The organism is Leifsonia sp. Root227 (assembly GCF_001428745.1).
Lineage (GTDB): Bacteria > Actinomycetota > Actinomycetes > Actinomycetales > Microbacteriaceae > Leifsonia.
This window is the reverse complement of sequence record NZ_LMIO01000004.1, coordinates 803598-829518: the sequence shown is the minus strand read 5'-3', so window position 1 is coordinate 829518 and position 25921 is coordinate 803598. Positions and strand designations below refer to the sequence as shown.

The 25921-nt window shown below is 69.4% G+C and carries 19 protein-coding genes; 10 read left to right on the top strand and 9 right to left on the bottom strand.

Annotated elements, in window-relative coordinates:
* Positions 1 to 56 precede the first annotated feature (56 nt).
* The 4 genes from ASE16_RS18700 to ASE16_RS18685 all read left to right on the top strand — a co-directional run bounded on the left by ASE16_RS18700 (position 57) and on the right by ASE16_RS18685 (position 8913).
* Entirely contained in the window at positions 57 to 4775 is a 4719-nt protein-coding gene (locus ASE16_RS18700; RefSeq protein WP_055898670.1) for a PKD domain-containing protein, read from the top strand.
* An 8-nt stretch (positions 4776 to 4783) separates the two neighbouring features.
* On the top strand, positions 4784 to 5935 hold the full coding sequence (locus ASE16_RS18695) for a glycosyltransferase (RefSeq protein WP_055898667.1): 1152 nt from the start codon (positions 4784 to 4786) through the stop codon (positions 5933 to 5935).
* 70 nt (positions 5936 to 6005) lie between these two features.
* Positions 6006 to 7349, top strand: a complete 1344-nt coding sequence (locus ASE16_RS18690) for a hypothetical protein (RefSeq protein WP_055899091.1) — start codon at positions 6006 to 6008, stop codon at positions 7347 to 7349.
* A gap of 121 nt (positions 7350 to 7470) precedes the next feature.
* Positions 7471 to 8913, top strand: coding sequence for a polysaccharide biosynthesis tyrosine autokinase (locus tag ASE16_RS18685; RefSeq protein ID WP_082581579.1), 1443 nt, complete (start codon positions 7471 to 7473; stop codon positions 8911 to 8913).
* A gap of 20 nt (positions 8914 to 8933) precedes the next feature.
* On the opposite strand, the gene ASE16_RS18680 is transcribed toward ASE16_RS18685, so the two are convergent.
* The 5 genes from ASE16_RS18680 to ASE16_RS18660 form a co-directional block, all read right to left on the bottom strand.
* Positions 8934 to 10052 carry an acyltransferase family protein gene (locus ASE16_RS18680; protein WP_055898664.1) on the bottom strand — a complete coding sequence of 373 codons (1119 nt, stop codon included), beginning with the start codon at positions 10050 to 10052 and terminating at the stop codon, positions 8934 to 8936.
* A gap of 78 nt (positions 10053 to 10130) precedes the next feature.
* Entirely contained in the window at positions 10131 to 10817 is a 687-nt protein-coding gene (locus ASE16_RS18675; RefSeq protein WP_055898662.1) for a hypothetical protein, read from the bottom strand.
* Entirely contained in the window at positions 10814 to 11659 is an 846-nt protein-coding gene (locus tag ASE16_RS18670; protein WP_082581578.1) for a CDP-alcohol phosphatidyltransferase family protein, read from the bottom strand. Before ASE16_RS18670 ends, ASE16_RS18675 begins: the two co-directional genes overlap by 4 nt.
* Positions 11659 to 12879, bottom strand: a complete 1221-nt coding sequence (locus ASE16_RS18665) for a DUF1972 domain-containing protein (protein WP_055898659.1) — start codon at positions 12877 to 12879, stop codon at positions 11659 to 11661. The genes ASE16_RS18670 and ASE16_RS18665 overlap by 1 nt, the downstream gene beginning before the upstream one ends.
* Before the next feature lie 198 nt (positions 12880 to 13077).
* Positions 13078 to 13983, bottom strand: a complete 906-nt coding sequence (locus tag ASE16_RS18660; RefSeq protein ID WP_055898655.1) for a glycosyltransferase family 2 protein — start codon at positions 13981 to 13983, stop codon at positions 13078 to 13080.
* Positions 13984 to 14055: 72 nt separating this feature from the next.
* Here ASE16_RS18660 and ASE16_RS18655 point away from each other — a divergent pair, with 72 nt between their 5' ends.
* Together ASE16_RS18655 and ASE16_RS18650 are read left to right on the top strand one after the other, a co-directional pair.
* Positions 14056 to 14997, top strand: coding sequence for a glycosyltransferase family 2 protein (locus ASE16_RS18655; protein ID WP_235500646.1), 942 nt, complete (start codon positions 14056 to 14058; stop codon positions 14995 to 14997).
* Positions 14994 to 15722, top strand: coding sequence for a polysaccharide deacetylase family protein (locus tag ASE16_RS18650; RefSeq protein WP_235500644.1), 729 nt, complete (start codon positions 14994 to 14996; stop codon positions 15720 to 15722). Before ASE16_RS18655 ends, ASE16_RS18650 begins: the two co-directional genes overlap by 4 nt.
* Here ASE16_RS18650 and ASE16_RS18645 read toward each other — a convergent pair.
* Complete coding sequence (locus ASE16_RS18645; protein WP_055898649.1) at positions 15719 to 16783, bottom strand: glycosyl transferase; 1065 nt, start codon at positions 16781 to 16783, stop codon at positions 15719 to 15721. The two genes, ASE16_RS18650 and ASE16_RS18645, sit on opposite strands and share 4 nt — an antisense overlap.
* 148 nt (positions 16784 to 16931) lie before the next feature.
* Between ASE16_RS18645 and ASE16_RS18640 the strand changes: the two genes are divergently transcribed.
* Both ASE16_RS18640 and ASE16_RS18635 read left to right on the top strand, forming a co-directional pair.
* Positions 16932 to 18050 carry a glycosyltransferase family 4 protein gene (locus tag ASE16_RS18640; RefSeq protein ID WP_235500643.1) on the top strand — a complete coding sequence of 373 codons (1119 nt, stop codon included), beginning with the start codon at positions 16932 to 16934 and terminating at the stop codon, positions 18048 to 18050.
* Complete coding sequence (locus tag ASE16_RS18635) at positions 18047 to 19408, top strand: oligosaccharide flippase family protein (RefSeq protein ID WP_055898646.1); 1362 nt, start codon at positions 18047 to 18049, stop codon at positions 19406 to 19408. Before ASE16_RS18640 ends, ASE16_RS18635 begins: the two co-directional genes overlap by 4 nt.
* 75 nt (positions 19409 to 19483) lie before the next feature.
* Here ASE16_RS18635 and ASE16_RS18630 read toward each other — a convergent pair whose 3' ends face one another.
* Complete coding sequence (locus ASE16_RS18630) at positions 19484 to 21952, bottom strand: right-handed parallel beta-helix repeat-containing protein (protein ID WP_235500641.1); 2469 nt, start codon at positions 21950 to 21952, stop codon at positions 19484 to 19486.
* 522 nt (positions 21953 to 22474) lie between these two features.
* Here ASE16_RS18630 and ASE16_RS18625 point away from each other — a divergent pair.
* Both ASE16_RS18625 and ASE16_RS18620 read left to right on the top strand, forming a co-directional pair.
* Positions 22475 to 23059: a hypothetical protein gene (locus tag ASE16_RS18625; RefSeq protein WP_055898640.1), complete on the top strand. Its 585-nt coding sequence runs from the start codon at positions 22475 to 22477 to the stop codon at positions 23057 to 23059.
* A gap of 183 nt (positions 23060 to 23242) precedes the next feature.
* On the top strand, positions 23243 to 23665 hold the full coding sequence (locus ASE16_RS18620; protein WP_055899079.1) for an adenylyltransferase/cytidyltransferase family protein: 423 nt from the start codon (positions 23243 to 23245) through the stop codon (positions 23663 to 23665).
* 93 nt (positions 23666 to 23758) lie between these two features.
* Here ASE16_RS18620 and ASE16_RS18615 read toward each other — a convergent pair whose 3' ends face one another.
* On the bottom strand, positions 23759 to 24943 hold the full coding sequence (locus ASE16_RS18615) for an amidohydrolase (protein WP_055899076.1): 1185 nt from the start codon (positions 24941 to 24943) through the stop codon (positions 23759 to 23761).
* A 5-nt stretch (positions 24944 to 24948) separates the two neighbouring features.
* Positions 24949 to 25905 carry a prolyl aminopeptidase gene (gene pip / locus ASE16_RS18610; protein ID WP_055898637.1) on the bottom strand — a complete coding sequence of 319 codons (957 nt, stop codon included), beginning with the start codon at positions 25903 to 25905 and terminating at the stop codon, positions 24949 to 24951.
* Between the last annotated feature and the right edge of the window lie 16 nt (positions 25906 to 25921).

Sequence of the window (25921 nt, the reverse complement as noted above, 5' to 3'; positions counted from 1 at the left end):
CCCGACCTGCTCTCACAACAACCCCCACCCCGACCCGAACAGACACCGAGGTTGTCATGACCACAGAACTCCGCCCTCGCGCTCGCTCGCTGGGCATCCTGACCGCGATCATCACCGCGGTGGGCCTGGTCTTCGGAGGCCTGGCGATCGCATCGCCCGCCTCCGCGGACAGCGCGCCACCCGACCCGACGAACCCGGCGACCCCGACCACCGTCACCGACGACGTCCTCCCGACCCCGCAGATCAACGGCGTCGTGTGGGCGCAGGTCGTCGTCGGCAACACCGTCTACGTCGCTGGCAAGTTCACCTCGGCGCGGCCGTACGGCTCGCCCGCCGGAACGAACGAGACCCCGCGAAACAACCTCCTCGCCTACGACATCACAACGGGCAACCTCCTCCCGTTCGCACCGAACCTGAACGCGCAGGCCCTCGGGATCACCGCATCCCCCGACGGATCGCGCATCTACGTGGTCGGCGACTTCACCTCGATCGACAGCAAGGGCTACTACCGGCTCGCGGCGTTCTCGACGGCGACCAACACCATCGTGACGGCGTTCCGCCCGATCATGGAGAGCGAGACCCGCGCGGTCGCCGCCAGCAACACGACGGTCTACATGGGCGGTGACGCCTCCAGCATCAACGGCGTCGCCCGCGCATACGTCGGAGCGGTGAGCGCGGCGGACGGATCGACCCTCAACTGGCAGGCCGACGCCGACGCCCCCGTGGATGCGCTGGCCCTCACCAAGGACGGCTCCAAGCTGATCGTCGGCGGCCGCTTCCAGAACCTCGGCGGCGTCGCCAACTACGGCCTCGGCGCCGTGGATGCGAGCACGGCGGCGATCCTGCCGTTCGCCGCCAACCAGACCGTTCGCAACGCGGGGACGCAGGCGAGCATCACCTCGCTGTACACGACCGCCGACCGCGTCTACGGCTCCGGCTACGTCTTCGGCGCGGGCGGCAACCTCGAGGGCAGCTTCTCCGCCGACCCGAACACGGGAGCCATCAACTGGATCGAGGACTGCCACGGCGACACGTACTCGATCTTCGCCCAGAACAACGGGCCGCTGTACGTGGCGGGTCACCCGCACTACTGCGGTAACATCGGCGGCTTCCCGCAGACCAGCCCGACCTGGACGTTCCACAACTCGATCGCCTTCAGCAGGGCGGCGACCGGCACCATCACGAACGACCCCTACGGCTACTTCAACTGGGCCGGCAACCCGTCCCCGTCGCTGCTCGACTGGTTCCCGACCTGGACGGTCGGCACCTTCACCGGTCAGAGCCAGGCGACCTGGAGCGTCTCCGGCAACGACAAGTACGTCGTCTACGGCGGCGAGTTCCCCTCCGTCAACGGCATCCAGCAGCAGGGCCTCACGCGGTTCGCGCTGTCGACCTCCGCTCCGAACAAGGTAGGCCCTGCCGGCATCCCGCTCGTCCCGACCGCGGCGTCGTTCAACGCCGGCCAGGTGCGCGTGAGCTTCGCCGCGACCTACGACGCGGACAACGGCTACCTGACGTACAAGGTGTACCGGGATGCGGGCACGACGCCCGTCTACCAGACCACCGTGCGCTCCAACTTCTACACCAGGCCCATGATCGGCTTCGTGGACAGCGGGCTCACACCGGGGTCGCACCCGATCTATCACGTGAAGGTCTACGACCCGTTCGGCAACACCACGTCCCGTGACACGAACGCGGTCACCGTCGCTGCCACCAACAGCGGAGGCGCGTACTCCGACTCGGTGACGCAGGCGGGAGCATCCAGCTACTGGCCGTTGGACGAGTCGAGCGGAACAGTCGGATTCGACCACGTCGGATTCAACGACCTGCAGGAGACCGCCGTCACGCAGGGCGCAGCAGGCCCGATCACCGGAACGACCGCATCCACGTTCAACGGATCGACGAGCCTCGCGGTGACGCCGACGGCCATCCAGGCGCCTGACACGTACACGGCATCGGCCTGGTTCCGCACCACGTCGACAAGCGGAGGCAAGATCCTCGGCTTCGGCAACACGAACACCGGGACGTCGAGCAGCTACGACCGCCACGTCTACATGGACAACAGCGGCAAGATCTGGTTCGGTGTCTACCCGGGCGGCGTCGCGACGCTGAACAGCTCCAGCTCGTACAACGACGGGCAGTGGCACCAAGTCGTCACCTCGCTCGGCGCGAACGGGATGCGGCTGTACATCGACGGCAAGCAGATCGGCAGCAGGACCGACGTGACCAACGGTCAGTCGTACGCCGGCTACTGGCGCGTCGGCGGAGACAACCTGGGCGGCTGGCCGAACCAGCCGGCCAGCAACTTCTTCGCCGGTGACATCGGCCAGGTGTCGATCTACCCGACGGTCCTGGACCGCACCACCGTGGTGAACCAGTTCGTGGCCTCCGGTCGTCCGTCGCCGCTCGCCCCCGCACCAGCGGATGCGTACGGAGCCGCCGTCTACAACGGCAACCCGGACATCTTCTGGCGCCTCGACGAGACCAGCGGCTCTGTCGCGAACAGCGCGGACGCCTACACCAACAACGGCACGTATTCCGGCACCGCGACCACGAAGAACCAGTCGGGCGTCCTGCCCGGCACTGCGGACAAGGCGGTGCGGTTCAACACGAACAACTCCGGGTCCTCCGGCGGCATCGTGTCGAGCAACCAGCAGTTCGCCAACCCGACGGTCTACACCGAGGAGATCTGGTTCAAGACCACGACCACCAAGGGCGGAAAGCTGATCGGCTTCGGCGACCAGCAGACCGGTCTGTCGAGCAACTACGACCGTCACATCTACATGCAGGACGACGGACGCATCGTGTTCGGCACGTACACCGGCCAGACCAACACCATCACATCGCCCAACCCGCTGAACAACAACCAGTGGCACCAGGCAGTGGCGACGCAGGGTCCTGACGGCATGAAACTGTACGTTGACGGCCAGCTCATCGGGACCAACCCGCAGACGCAGGCTCAGGCATACAGCGGATACTGGCGCATCGGCGGCGACAACACCTGGGGTTCCACCGGGCCGTACTTCAGCGGAACGCTGGACGAGGCCGCGGTCTACTCCAGCGTGCTGAGCGCTCAGGATGTGGCGAACCACTACTCGCTCGGAACCTCGGGAACGCTGCCCAACCAGCTCCCGACAGCGTCGTTCACGTCCAGCGCGACGTTCCTCAACGCGAGCTTCGACGGCTCGGCTTCGACGGACCCGGACGGCACGATCGCCTCGTACGCCTGGGACTTCGGAGACGGTGACACCGCGACGGGAGCCACGGCCACCCACACCTTCCTCCAGAGTGGGAGCTACCCCGTGAAGCTCACCGTGACGGACAACCAGGGTGGGACGGGGACCGTGACGCAGGTCGTGGCCGTCCAGGCTGCACCGCCGAACCAGCCGCCTGTGGCAGCGTTCACGTCCACTGCGACGTTCCTCGACGCGAGCTTCGACGCATCCGGTTCGTCGGACCCCGACGGCACGATCGCCTCGTACGCATGGGACTTCGGAGACGGAGCGACCGGCACCGGCGCGACGGCGACGCACTCGTTCCCCGCGACCGGCACATACCCGGTGAAGCTGACCGTGACCGACAACCAGGGCGCGTCCGCCAGCATCACCAAGGGTGTCGCCGTGACGGCCGCACCGCCGAACCAGCCGCCCGTGGCAGCGTTCACCTCGTCGGTGATGAACCTCGGCGCATCGTTCGACGGCTCGACCTCGAGCGACCCGGACGGCACGATCGCCTCGTACGCCTGGGACTTCGGAGACGGAGCGACGGGCTCGGGAGCGACAGCGACCCACACGTACGGATCGGCAGGCACCTTCACGGTGACCCTGACCGTGACGGACAACCAGGGCGCGACCACGTCGATCCAGCACCAGGTGACGACCACCGTCCCGCCGAACCAGCCGCCGACGGCGTCGTTCACCGCCACGGTGACGAACCTCGGCGTGTCGGTCAACGGGTCGGCGTCGAGTGACCCTGACGGCACGATCGCCTCCTACGCCTGGAACTTCGGAGACGGAGCGACAGGAACGGGAGCGACCACCACCCACACCTATGCAGCAGCCGGCCCGTACACGATCACCCTGACCGTGACGGACAACCAGGGCGCGACCGCCAGCACCACCAAGGCGATCACCGCGACCAACCCGGCTCCCAACGCCCTCGCGCAGGATGCGTTCGAACGCTCCGTGGCGAACGGCTGGGGCTCCGCCGACAAGGGTGGGGCGTGGACGCTGTCCGGCGGCGCGACCAGCTTCAACGTCGCCAGCGGCGTCGGCCAGCAGGTCACGCCGGCCGGAATGACGAAGACGGCCACACTGCAGACGATCACCCAGACGAGTGCCGATGTGACGGTGACCGTCTCCGCCGACAAGGCGGCGACGGGCGGCGGCATCTACTACTCGGCGATCGGCCGCATGATCGGGTCGAACGACTACGAGGCCAGGGCGTGGGTCAAGTCGACCGGCGCCGTGCAGCTCCAGCTCATGCAGGGTTCGACGACCCTGTCCGCCCTCAATGTCGCCAACCTCACGGTCGGCGCCGGTGACAAGCTGAAGATCCACCTGCAGGTGTTCGGCACGTCGCCGACGACCATCAGGGCCAAGGTGTGGTCCGCATCCACCACGGAGCCCGCTGCCTGGCAGCTGAGCACCACGGATGCGACGGCAGCCCTCCAGGCAGCCGGGTTCACCGGACTCCGCACCTACGTCTCCGGCACGGCGACCGACATCCCGGTCACCACCAGGTTCGACGACTTCGTGGTGGTGCCCGCACAGTGAACGACCGAATGAACCGCACGCGGCGCACGGTTCTCGTGGCGCACCCGAGCTCGGAGCTGTACGGCTCCGACCGGGTGCTCCTCGAGAGCGTCACCGCCCTCGTGGACGACGGCTGGGATGTGGTGGTGACGGTGCCGGACGACGGCCCGCTGCTGCCAGAGGTCGTCGCCCGCGGGGCGAGGGTCAGGAGGTGCGCAGCGCCCGTCGTGCGCAAAAGCGCCCTCCGTCCCCTCGGCTTCGTGCGGTTCATCGGCACGGCCGTCCGCGGCCTCGTCGACGGGATGCGGTTGCTCCGCCAGGAGCGTCCGGCCCTCGTCTACGTGAACACGGTCACCGTGCCGCTCTGGATCGGCCTCGGACGCCTCGCCCGCGTGCCCGTGCTCTGTCACGTGCACGAGGGCGAGAGCTCCGCATCCCCTCTGCTGCGGCGCATCCTCGCGACGCCGCTGCTGCTCGCGAACACCATCGTGGCCAACAGCAGGTTCAGCGTCGGCGTTCTCGGCGGGTCGTTCCCGTCGCTGGAGCGTCGCGCGGAGGTCGTGTACAACGCGGTGCCGGGTCCGCCTGAGCCGCAGCCCGTCCGTTCGCACATCGACGGCGACCTGCGGGTGACGTACATCGGGCGCCTGTCGCCCAGGAAGGGCGTCGACGTCGCCATCGACGCGATCGCCGAGCTCGACCAGCGCGGCATCGGAGCGAGCCTCGACCTCGTCGGAGCCGTCTTCCCCGGCTACGAGTGGTACGAGGAGGCGCTGCGCGAGCAGGTCACCAAGAACAATCTCGGCGAGAAGGTCCGCTTCCGCGGTTTCCAGCCGTCCGTGTGGGAGTACGTGCACGACGGAGACGTCGTGCTCGTGCCGTCTCGCGCCGACGAGCCGTTCGGGAACACCGCTGTCGAGGCGATCCTGAGCGGCCGTCCGGTGATCGCGAGCGCCACCAGCGGTCTGCTGGAGGCGACGGCAGGATACGCGTCGGCGACCACCGTCGAGCCCGGGAGCTCGGCATCGCTCGCGGATGCGCTGGTCGGCACGATCGCCGAGTGGGAGGGCACGAGGGCGAACGTGGGCTCCGACGTCGCGGCGGCCGAGCGCAGGCACAGCCCTGACGCATACCGCCGAAGGATCGCGGCCATCGCACGCAGCAACGCGCGTACGCGCTGACGGCCGCTCTGAACAGGAACGGTCTCCGGGCCGCCCGCTGGCTTAACATGGGCGGAAGGGGGTGATGAGGATGTTTCACACGCTAACGCTGACCGGCCCGGCCGTCGACAAGACGCTTCCGCTGATCCTCGCCGTCGTGCTCGCGTTCGCGGGCTTCCTCGTGCTCAGGCGGTCCCCCAAGCTCGCGGTGTCCGTGTGGATCTGCGTGCTCGCGTTCGTGCCGATCTGGCTGGGCGTCAACGTGGGCTTCAACGGCAACTACTATCTCCCTCCCGCCACGGCCGCAGGGCTTCTCGTCATCGCCGCGCTGATCCCCCTTCCCCGGATGCGGCTGAGCTGGCTGGACGGCCTGCTCGTTCTCGTGGTCGTCGCCGCGATCTGCTCGCTCTACACGGGCAGCGCCTCCATCGCCATGAGCGCGCTGTTCAGCATCGTCACCTACTACGTCATCGCCTACCTGATCGGCCGCTTCGCCCCGATGCGGGTGGATGCGCGGTGGCTGCACGGCGCGATCGCCATCGTCTTCACGGGCGTGGCCGTGCTCGCCATCATCGAGGGGCTGACGCACTGGAACCCCTTCGTCGAGATCCACGCGAGCAACGCCATGTACACGATCTGGGGCAGCATCCAGGAGCGCGGGGGCGTCCCGCGCGCCGAAGGCGCCTTCGGTCACTCGATCGCCCTCGGCTCAAGCCTCGCCCTCGCCATCCCGCTCACCCTCGCCGCGCCGTTCCGGCTCTGGGTGCGCGCCGGCATGGTGCTCCTCATGCTGGTCGGCACGGTCTACACGTTCAGCCGCATCGGGATGGTGTGCGCGCTCCTCGGTCTCGTGCTGAGCATCCTGTTCATGCGAGACGCCATCACCAAGAAGGCCCGCATCACGCTCGTCGCCGCGATGCTCGCGGTCTCCGCCGTCGTGTTCCCCCTGGTCACCGCCGTCTTCGACGACGCGGGGTCCGAGGCGAGCGACAGCGCGAACTACCGCGGCGACCTGGTGTCCCTGATCGGCACGATGAACCCGATCGGCGTCGCGTCGTCCGCCGAGAAGAACTCGGCAGGCAACCTGTACTTCGGCGACTTCCGCTCGATCGACAGCCAGCTCATACTCACCGGCCTGACCAACGGCACCATTGTTCTCATCGGCATCCTGGTCGCCCTCGCCGGCGGCATCATCCTGCTCGTGCGGAGGAAGGCGAGCCCGGCGACGATCGCGCTCGTGGCGCAGATCCCCGCTTTCGCGACCGTCGCCCTCATCACCCAGTACTCGATCTTCGTGTGGTTCGTCGCCGGGCTCGCAGCCACGACGCAGCTCATCCCGCTCAGCACGGCGGGTGTGATGCTGAACACCCGCGCCGTGGAGCACCCTCGTCACACTCGCAGTGACGCGCGTCCTCCGGTGAGGAGTGCCGCCTAGAATGCCTTCAACGACGCCCGACCGCGTCCGCCGTACGCCCGACATCCGAGCGATCCACCGCTCGCTGCCCGGCGAACGACCGGCGCCTGCCACAACATCCGACTCCACGGGAGGCCCGACCATGAACACGCACCAGTACCTCACCGCTTTCCGGCGGTTCTGGTACGTGATCCTGATCGCGACCATTGTCGGCGGCGTCGCCGGTTTCGGTCTGTCACAGATCGCGAAGCCGGTGTACACGGCTACCTCCGGCCTCTACTTCTCGCTGAACTTCGGCGGGTCGGCGAGCGACCTCAGCCAGGGCTCGACGTACACCCAGAACCAGATGCTGTCGTTCGCCCAGCTCGCGGAGTCGCCTGTCGTGCTGCAGCCCGTCGTCGACGACCTCGACCTCGATGTGACGGCCAAGGGCCTGGCAGACGCGATCACCGTGAGCACGCCGCAGAACACCGTCATCCTCGAGCTCGCGGTCACCGACCCTGACCCTGCGCAGGCCGCGAAGGTCGCCAACGCGGTCGCCGCCAGCCTCAGCAAGACGGTCGAGCAGATCGCGCCGAAGAACGCGGAGGGCCAGACCACGGTCTCCGTGCGCGTGATCGAGAACGCGAGCGTCCCCAAGGACCCGTCTTCCCCGAACACCCGTCTCAACGTGGTCACCGGGCTCCTCCTCGGCCTGATCGTCGGCGTCCTCTTCCTGGTGCTGAGGGCCACTCTGGACACCCGCGTGCACAGCGCGGAGATCGCGGCCGCCGTGACCCAGGCGCCGCTGCTCGGCTCGATCCAGAAGGAGAAGGGCAAGCATCCACGGCCCGTCCTCGCCGTCGAACCGCTCTCGAACGCGGCGGAGAACTACCGGCAGCTCAGGTCGAATCTGGAGTTCGTCACGCTGGGGTCCGCATCCAGAGGCATCGTCGTCACCTCTTCCATTCCCGCGGAGGGCAAGTCGATGATCGCGACGAACCTCGCCCTCGCGCTCGCGGAGACGGGACAGCGCACCCTGCTCATCGACGCCGACCTCCGCCGCCCGATGGTCGCCTCGTACTCCGGCCTCGTCGGAGACGCCGGCCTCACCTCCGTGCTCGCCGGCCGCGCCGAGTTCTCGGATGTGGTGCAGCGGTGGGGAGAGGGCAGCCTCGACGTGCTCACCTCGGGACCGATCCCGCCCAACCCGAGCGAGCTGCTGTCGTCGCGCGCGATGACGGAACTGCTCGGCAGGCTGATCGCCGACTACGACGTGGTGGTGATCGACACGGCGCCGTTGATCGCGGTGGCTGACGCGGCCATCCTGGCCAGGCAGGTCGGAGGCGCGATCGTGGTGGTCGATCGCACGCACGTGCGCCGCCAGCAGCTCAGCCAGACGATGGACTCCCTCGAGAAGTCGGGCGTCACGGTCCTCGGCGTCGTCCTCAACAGGGTCAGCGCCCAGAAGAACCGCGACGTGTACTACCCGGCCTCCAAGCAGCCCCCGCGCCGCTTCGGCCTGCCGAACCGCGCTGCGGCCGCGCCGAGCCAGGACGACGAGGGCGCCGCCCAGTCGTCGGAGTCCGTTCCGACGCACAAGTAGCCGGCGTCAGCCCTCGGCCGTCACCGCTTTGTGTCCGGCTCGATCGCCGGTGTGCCCCGGTGGTGGGATGCGCTGCCTGCTCGGGGCCGGAGCTTCGGGCGGGCGACGTCCGCCTGGTCGGCCGGGGAGGTCCTCAGGTTCTTGAGCCGGTTGAACGGTCGCTCGACGGCGAACCAGGACACTGCCGCCGCTGCCACGGTGAGCAGGATGGCCGGCGCCTGCCAGTCGGTCACCCCGAGGTCGCGCAGCCACCAGCCGATCGGATAGTTCCAGAGGTACGCGGCGTAGCTGATCGTCCCCAGCCAGACGAGGGGCCGCGACCACGCAGGCATCACGGCGATGTCCTTCCACCACCAGACGACAAGCATGGTGAGCACCGCGATGACCGCGCCCCCGAACAGGTAGACGAACGGATTGCTCTTCGCGTCAGGGAGGAAGGAGAGGCCCACCAGGCCGACCAGCCCGACCACCCCTCCGATGCGCGCCACGACGCCCCTGAGCACCAGCGAGAGCCGATTGCGCCCCAATTGACACGCGGCGCCGACCACCATCGCGATCGTCCAGGTCGACGGCCAGGTATAGATCTTCACCAGTGGTTCTGTGAAGAGGATCGTCGCGCCGAGGACCGCGACGATGGCCGCCGCGGCGATCGTCACGGTCAGCCACTCCTTGCGGAACCGGACGGCCAGGAGGATCAAGATCGGCCAGACGAGGTAGAACTGCTCCTCGTTGGCCAGGGTCCACAGGTGGGACATGTCGTCGGAACCGTGGTTGAGCCCGGGGACGTTCGCCGTGTAGGTGAGCGCCACCTCGACGGTGCGCAGCACCTGAGCAGGGTGGCCGCCGAGGTCGAGGAGTCCTTCGACCACGGCGAACCCGGCGAGGGCGAAGACGAGCGCAGGGAGGAGCCGGATTGCCCGGTTCTTGTAGAACCGCAGATACCTGACCCGGCCGTACGTCCGGACGTCGCTGGCGAGCAGCCCGGTGATGAGGTACCCGGACAGTGTGAAGAACGCGACGACGCCGACGATCCCGGCGCCGCCGAAGGTGTCCCCCCAGGAATGTCGGAGCATGACCAGCAGAATCGCGAGCCCTCGGAGGGCATCCAGACCCTGGATGCGATTGTGAGGTTTGCTCATGAAGCAAACAGTACGCCCGGTTTCATTCTCGCGGTCCACCCCTTTCAGGGGGTGAACCGATTCAGGGAGCGCGCCGGCTCAGGGAGCGCCGGTGAACGTGACGAGCTTCGCACCCGCCGCGTCGGCCAGCGTGATCGTGACGGACTTCGCGTCAGCGGGCACGGTGAACACGTACGTGGCCGTCGCCGTGGCGCCGGGCGCGAGCTCGGCGGCGAACGGCTTCGTGGCCTTGTCGCCGTCGACACGGGATGCGGGCGTCGCGTCGTCCCCGTAGTATCCGTTGACCGTGACCGCCGTCAGCGGCACCGACGATCCCGTGCCGTTCGTGAGGGTGAGGGTCGCCTTCACGGCGGGCCCGCTGACCTCTCCCGCGCGGGTCGCCGTCGCCGTGTACGACGCGAACGTCGTGACGGCAGCCGTCAGCCCGGCCGGCGTCTTCGCCTCCTGCTTCGTGCTGACACTCGCGGCGACCTGCTGGCCGTACTTGACCGCGTCCGTTCGCTCGGCGGGCGTCTCGCTCTTCGTGCCGGGCGTCGGCTTCGCGCTGCTTCCGCTGCTCGCAGGGCTGTCGGACGGCGCCGCCTGCTGCGTGGCCACGGGCTGCAGCGCGTTCGGGACGGGGCCTCCGGGTTTCGCGCCGTGGATCCCGGCCACGATGAGCCCTGCCGCCACCGCGGCGACGGCGACGCTGCCGACGACGATGAGCAGGATGCGGTTGCGGACGTGGTGGTCGGGGCCGCGAGGAGCCTCTGTTGCTTCGGTCATGATCGTCCTTCTTCGGTGCTCTGGCGCTGGTCGGTCGCCAGATGGGTGTCGGGGGTGGCCGGGGCGCGCAGCTCCCGGAACCAACTGGCGGCGGCCAGCAGCAGGAACGCGGTCGTCGCCGCGAAGAGCAGGGTGTACACCACGAGGAACACGGGCAGCGCACCGAGCAGCACGAACGAGAGGCAGAGCACGCCGTAATCCATCGGCAGCACGGCGATGGCGCGCATCCACGATGGTCGTCCCGGCGCATCCGCGGCGATGGACGCGCGCCCGCGCTGACGACGAAGTTGCTCGGTGAGGATCATGCCGAAGAACAGCACGGACGAGACGATCGAGAACGCCACGGGGATCAGCAGCCACCAGGTGGGAACAGAGTCGTGCAGCCAGAAGCCGACGGCGAGCGCCAGCGGCATCGTGACTACTTTGAGCGAGTCGACCATGTGGTCGAGCCATTCGCCCGCCGGGCTGCTGAGCCCGGCGAGCCGGGAGACCTGGCCGTCCGCGCTGTCGAACGCGTAGCCGACGAGCAGCAGCACGGCCGCGGCGATCCCCGACCACCAGGACGGCGGGAGGACGACGAGGATGGCGATGGCAGCGAACGTCCACACCGCGCTGATCGCGGTGACCGCGTTCGGGCTGAGACCGGCGCGGTACGCCCAGGCAGCCAAGTAGCGTCCGATGCGACGGTTGACGTAGCGCGAGTACGCCGGCGCGCTTCTGGCGGCCGGCTTCTGCGCCGCGGCGAGGCGGCGCACGACGTCGAGGTAGCTCTCGCGGGCGGCGGGTGCGCCCGTCGGTGCGCCTGCCGCGGCTCCTGCCGCGCCTGCCGATCCGGTGCTCATCAGCTTGTCCGCTCGGTTGCGACCGGCACGGCGGCCAGTCCGCTCTGCCCGTTCACGCGCTGCCCGAAGAACGGCCGTTTCGGCTTGACCGCCCTGTGTTCCACCAGGTCGGCGCAGAGCGTCTCGTACGCGTCGGCGACCGCGTCCCAGTCGTAATCCTTCGCGCGTTCCCGCGTCGCAGTGCTGCGGGCGGCGTGCTGCTCAACGGCCGCCTCCGCGAATCCGATGGTGCTCGCCAGATCGCTTGCGGCCGTGAAGTAGAGGCCGGCGTCGCCGAGGACCTCGCTGTTGAACGGCACGTCGTACGCGATCGTCGGCGTACCTGCACCGACTGCTCTGAGCAGCGACGGGTTGGTGCCGCCGACGGAGTGGCCGTGCAGGTAGGTGAACGCGGACGAGTAGAGCTGGTCGAGGAGCTCCTGATCCCACACGCCGCCGAGGAACCGCACCCTGTCGTCCGCCAGCGCACGAACCCTGCGGGTGTACTCCTCCGCGTACGGAGCGGAGCCGACGACGACGAGCGGCAGCTTCGCGTCGCTCCTGCGGTAACCGTCGACGATCGTGTCCACGTGGTTCTCCGGCTCGAACCTGGCGACGACCAGGTGGTAGCCGTGCGGCTCGAGGCCGAGCTCGCTGAGTCGGTGGGTGGTGGACGGCACGGTCGGCGCTCCGTATGCGATGAGCCTGGTGCCGACCGCGAACTCGGTCGTGTAGTAGTCGGCGATGCCCTGGGCGTCGGCGATGAGGGCGTCCGACCAGCGCACTGCGGCCGACTCGGCGAAGCGGTAGTACCGCCTGCCCATGGCGCCCCATTTGGCGCGCTGCCACTCCAGGCCGTCCACGTGCGTGGCGACCGGGATGCGGGCTGCGCGCAGCATCGGGAGGTACATCGAGTTCGCCGCGTTGAAGACGATCGCGGCGTCGGTGCGGTGACCGAGCAGGTGGCCGACAGAGAGCCCTGTGTGGCTGAGCGTCTCCAGCGACCTGCGGCGCATGGCGCCCTGGTGCACGAGCGTCATGCCCTTGTACGTTGGGAGTTCCTCCTGCGGCGCGACACCATCCGCGGTCTCGATGCGGCGGCAGTAGACGCGGACGTTGTGGCCGCGGTCGGCGAGCCGGCTTCCGACTTCTTCGACGCAGGTCTCGAACCCGCCGTACCTGGCGGGCACGCCACGCGTACCGACCAGTGCGATGCTGAGTTGCTTTCCCCCTGCGCCCATCGGATTTCCACTCCCCGTCTCTCGGGCCGTGTGTCCGGCCGTCGGTCAGCCGACGTCGGCACGGTCCGCGCTCCGACCGGACCAAGTCGGGACGCACCAGGGTGGAGAGGATCGCTTCAGCGTCGGGTACTGCTGCCCCGCCAGTCTAATCCGAGAAATCCTCACTGAATGCCCCCTCTTTCGGGGGCGCGCGTTTCCCTAGCGTTTCCGCGACGCGCGCAATCCGTCCCGCACTCCGGTGAACGCCGCGCGAACGGGAGCGACGGGATGCGCGAACTGCCGCCGCCCGCCCTGCAGCAGCACCTCCCACGCGATCGGCAGGCTCGCCCGCCTCCACCGGCGCACGGTCGCCGCGTCCAGGTTGCGCGCCGCGAACACCAGCCGGTTGCGGATGTTGAAGTAGTAGTACCCCTCGGACTTCGCCGCACCGGCCGTCTCGAGGCCGTCTCCCTGGGTGCCCCCCTCCGCGTGCACGGCGCTCGCCGCATCCACCACCCGGACGCTCGCCCCCGCTCGCCGCGCCCGATAGGACAGCTCGACATCCTCCCAGTACAGGAAGTAGCCGTCCCCGAAGCCGCCGATCCGCTCCCACAGCTCGGCGGACACCATCAGGCACGCTCCGGACAGCCACTGCTCCAGCCGCGGGTCGTCCGCGACAGCGCGCTTGCGCGTCGCGGTGATGCGCCCGTCGTCGAGGTTCAGGTCGGACCCGTCGAACCACACCGACCCGTCCGGCCTCAGGATGCGCGGGGCCAGCAGCGCGAGCGGCTCGACCTCGACGGCGGCGGACAGCGTCTCGACCGCATCCCGTTCGATGGTCGCATCCGGGTTCAGCAGCAGGAAGCGGGTGGCGCCGTTCGCTGCGGCCGCGTCGACCCCGGCGTTCATCCCGAGACCGAAACCGAGGTTGTCGTCCGGCGTGACGACGACCCAGCCGCGCTCCGCGCCGAGCGCCACGACCGCGGCGCGCTCGGCATCGCCGGAGAAGTTGTCGACCACCACGATGCCAGCCTCCGGCAGCGCGTCGGCGAGCGGCGCGAGATTCGCGCGCAGCAGCCCGGACGAGCCGTAGTTCACGACGACGACCGCCAGCTCTCCGACCATCCGCGGATGTTATCACGCACCCTGCCTCCGCCGAGTTGCGCAGCAGCCGCCCCTGGTGGGTAGGTTGTGCATGTGCCGAACCTGACGATCGCGGTGCCCACCTACCATCGCCCAGACGATCTGCGCGAGCTGCTGCCCGCGCTCGTCGCACAGGGCCGCGCCCTCGCGGACGAGGCAGACAGCGACTACACCGTCGAGGTCCTCGCGGTCGACAACGATCCGGACGGCAGCGGGCGGGATGCGGCCGCGCAGGTGGACGGCGTGCGGTACGTCGTCGAGCCGCGCCCCGGTATCGCCGCCGTGCGCAACAGGGCCATCGACGAGGCTGCCGGCTCGCGGTTGCTGGCATTCATCGACGACGACGAGCGACCGCATCCCGGATGGCTGGAGCACCTGGTCCGGGTGTGGGAGGCGTCGGGCGCCTCTGCCGTGTCCGGGCGGGTGGTGGCCGCGTTCGAGCGGCCGCTGGACCCGTGGCTGAAGGCCGGGGACTTCTTCACGCGGCGGTCGCTGCCGACCGGGACGCTCATCGACGTCGCCGCCGCGGGAAATCTGCTGCTCGACCTCGACCAGGTGCGGGCGAGCGGCGTGCGCTTCGCCCTCGACCTCGGACTGAGCGGCGGCGAGGACACCCTGTTCAGCAGGCAGCTGCATCGCACCGGCTTCCGGATGGTGTGGTGCGACGAGTCCGTGATCACCGACCTCGTGCCTCCCGCCAGGCAGAACAGGCGGTGGGTGCTTCGCCGCGCGTGGAGCCACGGCAACTCCGCGGCCGTGGTGCGCCTCCGGCTGTCCGACGGAACGCTCGGGACGCTCGAGGCCCGCGCCTGGGCGATCGGCGGCGGCGCCGCGCGCGTGGCCGGCGGCGTGCTCCGGGTCGCATTCGGGCTCGTCACCGGCTCGCTGCGCCACCAGGCGCGCGGCTCGCGCGCCGCGTACCGCGGGCTCGGGATGATCTGGGCGGCGTTCGGCGGCGTCTACCAGGAGTACGCACGGACGGAGACGGCAGCGTGACCGCGCTGCGACGGCTGCGCAACAGAGCTGTCACGGCGGCGCGGCGCGCCGGCTCCCCGCTCGGCTCGGTGATGCGGGTGCGCACGGATGCTCCGCTCGTCGCGCTGACCTTCGACGACGGGCCCGCCGATGGCGACACCCAGAAGATCCTCGCAGCGCTCGGCGACGCCGGTGCGACCGCGACGTTCTTCGTGCTGCTCAGCCGGGTGCGCCGCAACCCGACGCTGCTGGCGGAGGTCGTGGCAGCCGGCCACGAGATAGCGCTGCACGGTCAGGATCACCGACGCCTCACCGACCTCCCGCCCGACAGCCTCGGCTCCCGGATGCGCGACGGCCGCGCAGAGCTCGAAGACGCGGCCGGTGTCCCCATCCACTGGTTCCGGCCACCGTACGGCGTCCAGAACCTGCGCGTCTGGCGCGCGACCAGGGCGGCAGGGATGACACCCGTGCTGTGGGGGCCGACGCTCGCCGACTGGCGCACTGCGCCCACCGAGGAGCGGCTGCGGCTCGCTCTGCAGGGCGAACGCGGCGCGATCATCCTCGGGCACGACGGGTTCGCCGACGCGGTCGACGGCGTCGACGACGGCCCGGCGCCGGTGCTCGACAAGGGCGGCCTGGTGGATGCGGTGATCTCCGGCTACGCGGACAAGGGACTGCGCCTGCGTTCGCTCGGCGAGGTCGCCGCGAGCGGGAAGCCGGTGCGCGAGGCGCGCTTCACGCGCTAGCCGCCAGCGCGCGCGTGGTGCTGTCGCGCGCGCCTTCGCGCCGCCGTACCTCCGGCGAGCGCGATGGCGAGGCGATACGCCTCCGCGTGCTGCTCCCCCGCCTTCGCCCAGTCGCGGTCGCTCAGGTCCGGTCGGCCGGTCGGCGCCGACGCCGTGACGCTCTCGACCGCCGCGGCCAGCGCATCCGGGGTCAGGTCGCCGGAGTACCTGTGGACCCAGGCGTGCCCCACCTCGTCGGCGAGCGCCTCGGTCGTTGCGTTGTCCGGAACCAGGATGGGCCGGTCGAGCGAGAGCGCGGTGAGCGCGCCTCCCGAGTTGTGCATCTCGCGATACGGGAGGGCGATCAGCGACGACCCTGTGACGAGGTCGACGATCTCGGCGTCGTCGAGGAAGGCGAGCGTCACGGCGACGCGCTGGTCGCGCTCGGCGCGCTGGAGGAGGGAAGCGGCGAGCTCGCCGGTGGACGGCTTGCCCGCGACGTCGAGGCGGAGATCGTCTCCGGGGACGGAGCGGAACACGTCCAGCAGCTCTTCGACCCCCTTATAGCGGCGGATGAGGCCGAAGTAGCCGATCCTGCCCTGCTGCGGGGCGCGCTTCGGGTACGATGCGAACCAGTCCCGGTAGTGGCCGTGCAGGATCGTGGCGTATTCGACGCCCGGCGCGAACTCCGTGGTGGGGTTCAGCCGGATGCGCAGGGTCGTCCTGCGATCGAACCAGCGCAGCAGGGCGCGCTCGCGGCGGGAGATGCCCGTCGGAAGCTGGAGGTTGTGGGCGGTGCGGACGATCGGCGTCCTGGTGAGCGTGAGCTTCCACATCAGCAGCACGAAGAGCCCCTGGCGGACGAGTGCTTTGAGTCTGCTCTGCCCGGCCACGAGGATCTCGGGCCAGTGTGCGTGGAAGACGTCGTGGCGGCCGAGCAGCGCCCTCCTCCAGGAGAAGGTGCGCAGCTCGACGCCGGGGGTGGAGAGCAGGCTGTCGCGCAGCATGATGATGTACGGGTTCGTGGTCGGCCGCGGGTCGGGGAACGACTGCTGCACGACGATGCGCTCTGCGGCTGTCATGGTGCCACCCAGGATAGGCCCGCGGCGACCTGGCCCCCACAACCGGGGGCATTTGATGAGAAATACTCGTTATTGCTTGATTTTCGCCCTAAGCTCGATGGACAGAGCCAGCGAACCGACCCTCGCGGGCTGAAGGACGTTCGACGAGATGGCCACCGCAACCAGCCTGCAGCACCCCCGCGTGCGGCTCTACGACCAAGTGCGCAGCGTGCACCTGGAGCGTGCGCGCGAGCTCGAACCCGCCGCGATCGTCTTCCGAAGCAAACGATACGACTTCGACGAGAACCTGACCGACGGCCTGGAACTCGCCCAGGCGGGCACGCTCGCCGCCGCCCGCCTCGCACTCACCAGCAGGATCACCCACCTCGAGATCAACGAACCTCTCTACCTGGATGCGCTCCCGCGCACCGCGGTCACCCTCTTCGCCATCGGCCTGCGCCGCGTCGTCGGCGCCCCTCGCGTGACCGTCGCGACGTACGCTATCGAGAACCTCGGCCCGTTCGAGACGACGCCGACGCGATTCAAGACGCGCATCCGCCGCCGCATCGAACGCCTCCTGGCCGAGTATGTCTGGCGCAGAGTCGACAACGCGGTCTTCGGCACGGCGGGTGCGCACGGCCTGTACGCGCAGTCCTTCCGCAACCAGCCGCCGCGGCACTCCACCGTCGAGGCGCTGCCGAGCCCGTGCCCGTGCACCACGGATGCTCCCGGCTCTGCCCGCGACCGGAACAGCGTCGTGTTCCTCGGCAACTTCGGCCCGCGCAAAGGCTTCAGCGACGTGCTCGCCGCCTGGCCGCTCGTGCGGGAGAGCCGGCCGGATGCACGGCTCACGCTCCTGGGCACCGGCAGCCAGCTCGACGACGCGCGGGCAGCAGCAGCGGAGGACCCGACGATCACCCTCGTCGTCGACCCGCCGCGCTCCGCGATCCACGACCACCTCCGCACCGCCCACGCGCTCGTGCTCCCCTCGCGCAGGATGCCGGGCTGGCGCGAGCAGGTCGGCCTCCCGATCGTCGAGGCGCTCGCGCACGGCTGCGAGATCGTCACGACGGACGAGACCGGCATCGCCGACTGGCTGCGCGAGAAGCGCCACAGGGTGCTGCCGTCGGACGCGAGTCCCGCCCGCATTGCCGGCGCGATCGTCTCCGCCGTCGACGACGAGCGTTCCCTCGCCGACATCCTCGCGACGCTGCCCGCCGTCGACGGGCGGATCGCCGCAGGACGGCTCCTCTTCGACGACGCCGCGCATCCGGTGGCCGCCTCATGAGTCACGCACGGGCGGCGCGCGGCGGGATGCTCAGATCGGTCGGGTCGACGGCCGTCATGAAGGTGCTCGTCATGGGCGTCTCCGGCATCATCGGCATCGTCAACAGCCGGCTCATCATCCAGAACTTCGGCACGGACGCGTACGCGCAGTACGGCCTGCTGGCGGCGCTGCCCGCCCTGCTGCCGTTCGCCGACCTCGGCATCGCCGCGGTGGCCATCAACGCCGTCGCCGGCTCGTCCGAGCCGCGCAGCGACCCGGTGGTTCGGCGCACGCTGACGACGGCGTTCCGCATCCTGCTGCTGTCCGGCGCGACGATCATCGGCATCGGCATCGTGATCTCTCTGCTCGGTTGGTGGCCGCTGCTGCTCGGCCAGGGGCTGCTCCCCGACGGCGGAAGCCTGGCCGCGATGCTCTGCCTCGGCACGTTCGGGCTGGTGCTCCCGCTGAGCGTCGGGTCGCGCATCCTGGTCGGGCTCGGGAAGACGAGCACGCAGGTGGCGAGCCAGGCGGTCGTCGCGCCTGCGATGTTCCTCGGCATCGCCACACTGGTCGCCCTGTCGGCGCCCGCCGGCAGCTTCATCGCGATCCTGTCGTACATCGCCAACGGCCTCGCCTCGCTGATCTGCTTGCTCGTGGCCGCCCGCATGATCAAGCCGCAGGTGGGCGCCGCGCTGCGCGAGGTGCCGTTCCCCCGCCGCTACCCCGGCGTCCCCGCGATCGGGGTGGCCTGGCCGATGCTCGTGCAGATGGTGGCGCTGCCCATCGCGATGCAGACTGACCGGCTGCTGCTCAGCCACCTGACCACGGGCACAGAGCTCGCCCAGTACAACCTCGCATCCCAGTTGTTCGGCCTGGCGGTGCAGACGATCGCCGCGGCGGGCGTAGCCCTCTGGCCGATCTACGCGCGCGCCCGCTCGGAGCGCCGGGTGGAGTCCCCGCTGAAACCGACGATCTGGTTCCTCGCCGGCGGCCTGGCGATCGGCCTGGCGCTGGCGATCCTGTCACCGTGGCTGACGAAGTTCATCGCGGGCAACGCCCTCACCCTCGACCCGTGGCTGATCGGCGGCTTCGTGGTGTTCGTGGCGCTGCAGGCGGCGAAATACCCGGTCGGGATGTACATGACCGACCAGCGCGGCCTCACCTTCCAGGTCTGGCCGATCCTCGCCAGCATCCCCCTCAACCTCGGGCTCTCCTGGTGGCTGATCGGCGTGATCGGCGCGGGCGGCCCGATCATCGGCTCGGCGGTCAGCGTGCTGCTCTGCCAGGTCATCCCGAACCTCTGGTTCGTCTCCCGCGACCTCCGCCGCCGCCGCGCGGAGCTCGCCGCCGACCCCGACCCGGCACCTGCGACGCTGTAGCGCCGGACCACGCAAACGAGCGCGAGCGCCGAGACCTTTCGGTCCCGGCGCTCGCGCTCGTGTGGCTGTCCGGCCCTACCAGGCGCCGAGGTGGACGGTGCCCGCTGCCTTGCCCGTGAGCGAGGCGAGCGACGACGGGATGGCCGTCGGTACGCTGCTCAGGGCGGAGGCGATGCCGCTCAACTGGGTGGGAGCAGCGGCTGCCGCGCCCTCCTGGAGGACACTGTGCGCATCCTGGCCGGTCGCCGCCGTGAAGGCGGAGAAGGTCGGGTAGATGGAGGGGTCACCCGCGCCGCGCGACCAGATCACTGCCCAGGACGGCGCGTTGGCCGATGGACGGCGGTACAGGTTGTGGTCCGACGTGATCTTCATCTGCGCCGCCGAGAACTGGTGCGAATAGTCCTCGACGCACAGCAGACAGTTGCCCGTTCCGCCCGAGATCACGTTGTTGCTGATCTGGATGGGGCCCGTGATCCAGGTCATCGTCGGGTCGGGGAAGGCCTGGCGCTGGTCGTGGCCGGCATCGGACGCGTTCGCCCCGCGGCGTGCATCCTGGGTGATGTCGAGGTTGCGCACGTTGTTCGCGATCGTGTTGTTCCAGACCTGCACCGAGCTCACGTCGTTCAGCTTGATGCCGGACTTCGCGTTGCCGGAGACCACGTTGTTGACGATGTTCGCCGTGGACGAGATCTCGATCACGATGCCGTTGCCCGCGTTGTTCAGCGAGTCGTTGTTCGCGACGGTCATCCCGTACACCGACTCGTCGAACCAGAGGCCGTGGCTGGCGTTGTTAAGAAACGCGCTCGACTGCACGTCGATGCCGCGCGAACGGGTGATCTTCACGCCACCGCTGACCGGCGAGGTGTTGAAGTGCTCGCTGTTGTCGTTCGCCGCAAGCACGCCGGACAGCTTCAGGTTGTCCGAGTTGTTGGCGTGGATGCCGAGGAGGCCGTTGCGGGCCGCCGTCACCTGGCGCAGCGTGTTGCCCGACCCGCCGACCGAGACGCCGGTGGTCGCGTTGTCGAGGAACGAGACGTTCTCGAACGTGGCGCCGCCCTTGTAGTCGGTGACCGCAGCCATGTCGGGGACCGACGGAGCGTAGCGGCGCACGCCGACGCCCTTGAGGGTGAAGCCGGCGCTTCCGACCGAGATCGCCTTCTGCAGGTCGCTTGCGCGGATCTCCTTGCCGGTCGGGTCAGAACCCATCACGAGCTGCTTGGCGGCCGTGTCGTAGAAGAACGTGCCTGGCTTCACAGCGGCGCGGCTCGAGACCTGCGTCTGCGCGACCCCGCCGATGAACAACTGGTCGGGATGCGCGGCCATCGGGTAGTCCGGGTTCAGCCACTGCCAGCCCGCCGACGTGCCGTCAGGAGCACCGCGCGTGTACGTCGGGCTCGAGTCGAACACGTGGTTCCAGCCGGAGGCTACCCAGGTGGCGCCGGACTTCGCCCAGCCGCCGACCACGGAGCTTCCGTCGAGCCACGCAGCCTCCTTCGGGTACGACTGAATGGTCACGGCCTTGCCGGAAGGCACGTTGAGCGACTCGTGATAGCTGCCGCCGCGCAGGACGATCGTGGCGCCGGAGGGGGCGACGTCGAGTGCGTGCTGCACAGTGCGGAACGGGGCGGCGACCGATCCGGCCGCCGAGTCGGACCCGGACGGCGACACGGCGATGGCGTTCGCCGGCACGGCGTACTGCGTGGTGCCGATGGCCGCGGCGCCTGCCGCGACGCGCATCCCCGTGGTGTCGATCGACGGGTCAGCCGCTGGAGCGGGCTGGGCCGGCGTCGTCGGCTGCGTCGGGGTGACCGGAGTCGTCGGCGCGGTGGGCTTCGGAGCAGGAGTCGTCGGCGCCGGGGTGGGCGTCGCGACGGGCGGCTTCGTGGGCGCCGGCGCCGGAGTCGTCGCTGTGACGGGCACCAGCGTGCTCGCTGTCAGGTTGTCGAACGCGACGTTCTGCGTCGCGGTCGAAGCAGAGAGGTACGACCACGCGGCGATGGCTCCTGAACGCTGGATGCGCTGAGCGCTCGCGTCGTTCGCCGTCGCCTGCCAGTTCGGCTTCGCCGCACCGTTCTGCCACGCGCGTGCCGACAGGGCGACGGGGTTGCTGCCGGTCGCCTGGAACTCGAGCTGGACGCTTGCGCCCGCCTTGAGACCGGTGGCGACGCGGATCTCCGGTGCGACGGTGGTCTGGTTGGCGGTCGAGCCGTTGACGCGCACGATGGTGAGCGTGAGGTTGCCCCCTGCTCCGACACGAACGTTCGCCTGGTAGTACGACCCGGTCGCGACCCGGAGCTGCAGGCCGGCGAAGACGCCGTTGCCGCTGGTCGGGATGCGCGGAACGTCGATGGTCGTCGACGCCGTCAGGTCTGATGCGCTGACCGCCGGAAGGGATGCGGTGAGCGACGCTCCAGGACGGGGGAGCGCCATGACGCCCGTCTTCCCGTCCGCGGAGAAGGATTTGCTGCTGCTGAGCGAATAGGTGCCGCCGACCTGGGCTGCGCCCCAGCCGTTCGGCTGTGTGCGGTCGAGGGAGTCGGTCACGATTCGCTGACCGACTTGATAGGTGATCGGGGCAGCGGTCGCCGCGAGAGCGGGCAGACCTAAGGCCGCGACAGCCACCACGGTGGCGCCTGCGGCAATGCCGAATCCGAGTTTGTGGTTCTTCTTGGGGGTTTCGTTTCTATGTGCGGGCTGACGAACCATAAATACGTCTGTCCAAACTTTCGTCGTTGCGGGGGTGGAACAGTAGGTGAGACCAACGACTACTGAAATGCTGTGAGCACGCTAGCAGACCGACTACCCGGTCGCGAAACATAAATCGACAAGCGTACCGCGCGTCTGCTTGGGCTTTTCTCCGACAGCCACCCCCCATTCGGGTGCCACTTTCCGCATAATGGCGCGCCACACAGATTGGCCAACACCCGTGATCTTGAGCAAAACACAGGTTGAAAGCGCTCTCAAAGCGGGCTCGATCAGCGACCCCCTCTCAGAGGATTGCCAGGCTCAGCGCGACCGGTTCCGCGAGTAAGCGCATCCATCAGCGTCGTCCGGGAGAATGGCGGAGTGCCTCACGCAACTTTCCGCATCCTGACGCTCTGCACGGGAAACATCTGCCGCTCCCCCGCCGCCGACCTGCTGCTAGCGCACGCCCTCTCCGGCGACGCGCGGTTCTCCGTGAGCTCGGCAGGCACGCACGCGATGACGGGATGGGGGATCTCCTCGCCGATGGACGAGCTGCTGGCAGAGCGCGGCATCGAGAGCGACCAGTTCGTGTCGCGCCAGGCCGACCACCGGATGCTCTCCGGCTCCGATCTCGTCCTCACGGCCACCCGCGAGCACCGCGAGTGGGCAGTCGGCACGGCGCCGGGGGTGGTGAGGAGGGCGTTCACGCTGACCGAGTTCGCGGATGCGGTGGCCGCGCACCCAGAGCCCGCTGCGCTGACCGCGCGCGAGCTGACGGCCTGGGCGGCATCGCACCGCCCGAGCGCCGCTGTCGCGAACCGCGGAGCGGCGACGAGGCGCGGGTACGTGGAGGGAGACATCCTCGATCCGTATGGGCGCGGACGGTCGGCGTACGTGGCTTCGCTCGGGCAGATCGAGCCGCTCACGGCGCGGATCGCCGCGGTACTGCTCGCGACGAAGCCGTAGACGGCGCGGCGGCGCGCGCCAGAGCCGACGGAGTTCTCGGAGTTCTCGGAGTTCTCGGAGTTCTCGGAGTTCTCGGAGTTCTCGGAGTTCTCGCAGTTCTCGCAGTTCTCGCCAAAGGGGTGACAAATTCTCACTTATTCGACAGAATAGGTGAGGATATCTCAACCCCGAAAGGTGCAGCCCGTGACCCGACGCGTCGGCTATGCAGCAGGGGCGTTCGATCTGTTCCACATCGGACACCTCAACATCCTGAAACACGCCAAGAGCCAGTGCGACTACCTGATCGCCGGCGTCGTCTCGGACGAGATGCTGCGGCAGGTGAAGGGCATCGACCCTGTCATCCCGCTCGCAGAGCGCCTGGAGATCGTGCGCAACATCGGCTTCGTCGACGAGGCCGTGGCGGAGACGGTCCCCGACAAGCTGGACACCTGGCGCGAGCTGCAGTTCGACGTGTTCTTCAAGGGCGACGACTGGCGCGGCACCGAGAAGGGGCTGCGGCTCGAGCGCGAGTTCGCCGCGGTCGGCGTCGAGGTCGTCTACTTCCCGTACACGATGACCACCTCATCCACGACCCTCCGCCGAGCCCTCGCCGCCCTCGCCGGCTGACCCCTCCCTCCCCCAGCAATCGAGCCGGGACTTCTGTACGCCCACGCCCGGCGTGTCGCGTACACAAGTCCCGGCTCGAGTATGTGGGGGGGGTCAGGCGGGGAACTCGTGGCCGGCGACGAGGACGAGGGCGCGGGGCGGAGCGGCGACGAGCGCCTCTGGGACGTTCTCGGCGTCGAGGAGGACGACGTCGGCGACGGAGCCGACGGTGAGGTCGTGGGAGGCGCGGCCGACGAAGGAGGCGGCGGCGCTCGTGGCGACGCGCACCGCATCCACCAGGTCGTCGTCGCGCCGGAAGCCGGAGAGCTGGGCGAGGCGCGCAGCCAGGCGCAGCAGGTCGCCGTCGCCGTACGGGCCCCACAGGTCGCGGATGCCGTCTGTTCCGAGCCCGACGGGCACCCCGGCAGCGCGCAGTTCGGCGAGCGGCAGCCGCGGCGCGTTGATCGGCGCGACGGTCGTGATCGAGACGCCGGTCTCGCTCATCCCGTCGATGAGCGCGCGGCGCCGCGCCTCCGGCAGCTCCCCGATGGCGAAGCCGTGCGCCACGTTCACCCGCCCGGCGAGGCCGGTGGCACGCGTGCGCTCGATGATGAGCTCGTACTGGAACGCGCCGAGCTCCCCACCGTCGTGCAGGTGGATGTCGATGCCGACGCCGCGCCGGTCTGCGATGTCGAACAGCGCGTCGAGCTGACCGACGGGATCGCGGTCGATCGACGCAGGGTCGAGCCCGCCGATGTGCTCTGCGCCCTCCGCCGCCGCGCGGTCGAGCAGGTCGAGCACGCCCGGCCGCCGCAGCACGCCGTCCTGCGGGAACGCCACGATCTCCAGCGCGACGGGCACTCCGAGCGCCGCCACAGCATCCCGCACCACGTGGATGCCGTCGAGCCCCACCCCGAGGTCCACGTCCACGTGCGAGCGGAACGCCGTGGTCCCCTGCGCCACCAGCGCGCGCAACAGCGCCAGGGTGCTGTCACCGCTCGGGATGCCCAGCTCGCCTCGGTGCGCACGCTCGTGCTCGATGCGGCCCTGGGTGGTGGCCTCTCCGCCGTACGACACCCACGGCTTGCCCCACCAGCTCTTGTCGAGGTGCGCGTGCGCGTTCACCAGGCCGGGGAGGGCGAGCAGCCCGTCGCCCTCGATGAACCGGGTGCCCGGGTCGCCTGACACCGCTTCGGCGGACGGATCGTGCGGCTCGATCGCGACGATCACGCCGTCGGCGATACGCAGATCGGCCGGGGAGCCTCCCCACGGCCGCACGTTGCGAAGAACGGTCTGCATGGCGCTCACTCCGCGAACCGGTCGGTGGCCTCGATGAGCGCATCCAGGATGCCTGGCTCGTCGAAAGCGTGGCCGGCGTCGGGGATCAGCCGGAACTCCGCTTCGGGCCAGGCGCGATGCAGGTCCCAGGCGGTCATCGCCGGAGTGCACGCGTCGTACCTGCCCTGCACGATCACGGCGGGGATGCCGGCGAGTTTCGGCGCATCCCGGATCAGCTGCTCCTCTTCGAACCAGCCGCCGTTCATGAAGTAGTGGTTCTCGATGCGCGCGAACGCCACCGCGTACTGCTGCTCGGTGAAGCTCGCCACCACCTCCGGCCGGGGCAACAGGGTGATCGTCGACGACTCCCAGCGCGACCACGCGACACCGGCGGGGACGTGCACGGCAGGGTCCGGGTCGTTGAGCAGCCTGCTGTACGCCCGGATGAGCCTCCCCCGCTCCGCGACGGGCACCGGCTCGACGAAGCCCTCCCACAGGTCGGGGAACAACGCGGCAGCGCCTCCCTCGTAGAACCAGTCGAGCTCTTCCGGCCGCAGCGTGAAGATTCCGCGCAGCACCAGCTCCGTCACCCGCTCGGTGTGCGTCTGCGCGTACGCGAGGGCGAGCGCGCTCCCCCAGGAACCGCCGAACACCATCCACTTCTCCACGCCGAGGTGCTCGCGCAGCTTCTCGATGTCGGCGACGAGATGCCAGGTGGTGTTCGTGCTGAGATCGGCCTCCGGCTCGCTGGCGTGCGGCAGCGACCTGCCGCAGCCGCGCTGATCGAACAGCACGATGCGGTACTTCTCCGGGTCGAACGCGCGCCGCTGGTTCGGGCTCGTTCCTCCGCCTGGGCCGCCGTGCAGGAACACGACCGGTTTGCCCTCCGGATTGCCGCTGGTCTCCCAGTAGAGCTGCTGGCCGTCTCCGACGTCGAGCATGCCGGAGTCGTACGGCTCGATTTCGGGATAGAAAGTGCGCATACGCCCGAGGCTACCC

Excerpts from the sequence above, each read along its gene's own strand:
- ASE16_RS18700 (WP_055898670.1), top strand. The coding sequence starts at position 57 with ATGACCACAGAACTCCGCCCTCGCGCTCGCTCGCTGGGCATCCTGACC.
- ASE16_RS18695 (WP_055898667.1), top strand. The coding sequence starts at position 4,784 with ATGAACCGCACGCGGCGCACGGTTCTCGTGGCGCACCCGAGCTCGGAG.
- ASE16_RS18690 (WP_055899091.1), top strand. The coding sequence starts at position 6,006 with ATGTTTCACACGCTAACGCTGACCGGCCCGGCCGTCGACAAGACGCTT.
- ASE16_RS18685 (WP_082581579.1), top strand. The coding sequence starts at position 7,471 with ATGAACACGCACCAGTACCTCACCGCTTTCCGGCGGTTCTGGTACGTG.
- ASE16_RS18680 (WP_055898664.1), bottom strand. The coding sequence starts at position 10,052 with ATGAGCAAACCTCACAATCGCATCCAGGGTCTGGATGCCCTCCGAGGG.
- ASE16_RS18675 (WP_055898662.1), bottom strand. The coding sequence starts at position 10,817 with ATGACCGAAGCAACAGAGGCTCCTCGCGGCCCCGACCACCACGTCCGC.
- ASE16_RS18670 (WP_082581578.1), bottom strand. The coding sequence starts at position 11,659 with ATGAGCACCGGATCGGCAGGCGCGGCAGGAGCCGCGGCAGGCGCACCG.
- ASE16_RS18665 (WP_055898659.1), bottom strand. The coding sequence starts at position 12,879 with ATGGGCGCAGGGGGAAAGCAACTCAGCATCGCACTGGTCGGTACGCGT.
- ASE16_RS18660 (WP_055898655.1), bottom strand. The coding sequence starts at position 13,983 with ATGGTCGGAGAGCTGGCGGTCGTCGTCGTGAACTACGGCTCGTCCGGG.
- ASE16_RS18645 (WP_055898649.1), bottom strand. The coding sequence starts at position 16,783 with ATGACAGCCGCAGAGCGCATCGTCGTGCAGCAGTCGTTCCCCGACCCG.
- ASE16_RS18640 (WP_235500643.1), top strand. The coding sequence starts at position 16,932 with ATGGCCACCGCAACCAGCCTGCAGCACCCCCGCGTGCGGCTCTACGAC.
- ASE16_RS18635 (WP_055898646.1), top strand. The coding sequence starts at position 18,047 with ATGAGTCACGCACGGGCGGCGCGCGGCGGGATGCTCAGATCGGTCGGG.
- ASE16_RS18615 (WP_055899076.1), bottom strand. The coding sequence starts at position 24,943 with ATGCAGACCGTTCTTCGCAACGTGCGGCCGTGGGGAGGCTCCCCGGCC.
- pip (WP_055898637.1), bottom strand. The coding sequence starts at position 25,905 with ATGCGCACTTTCTATCCCGAAATCGAGCCGTACGACTCCGGCATGCTC.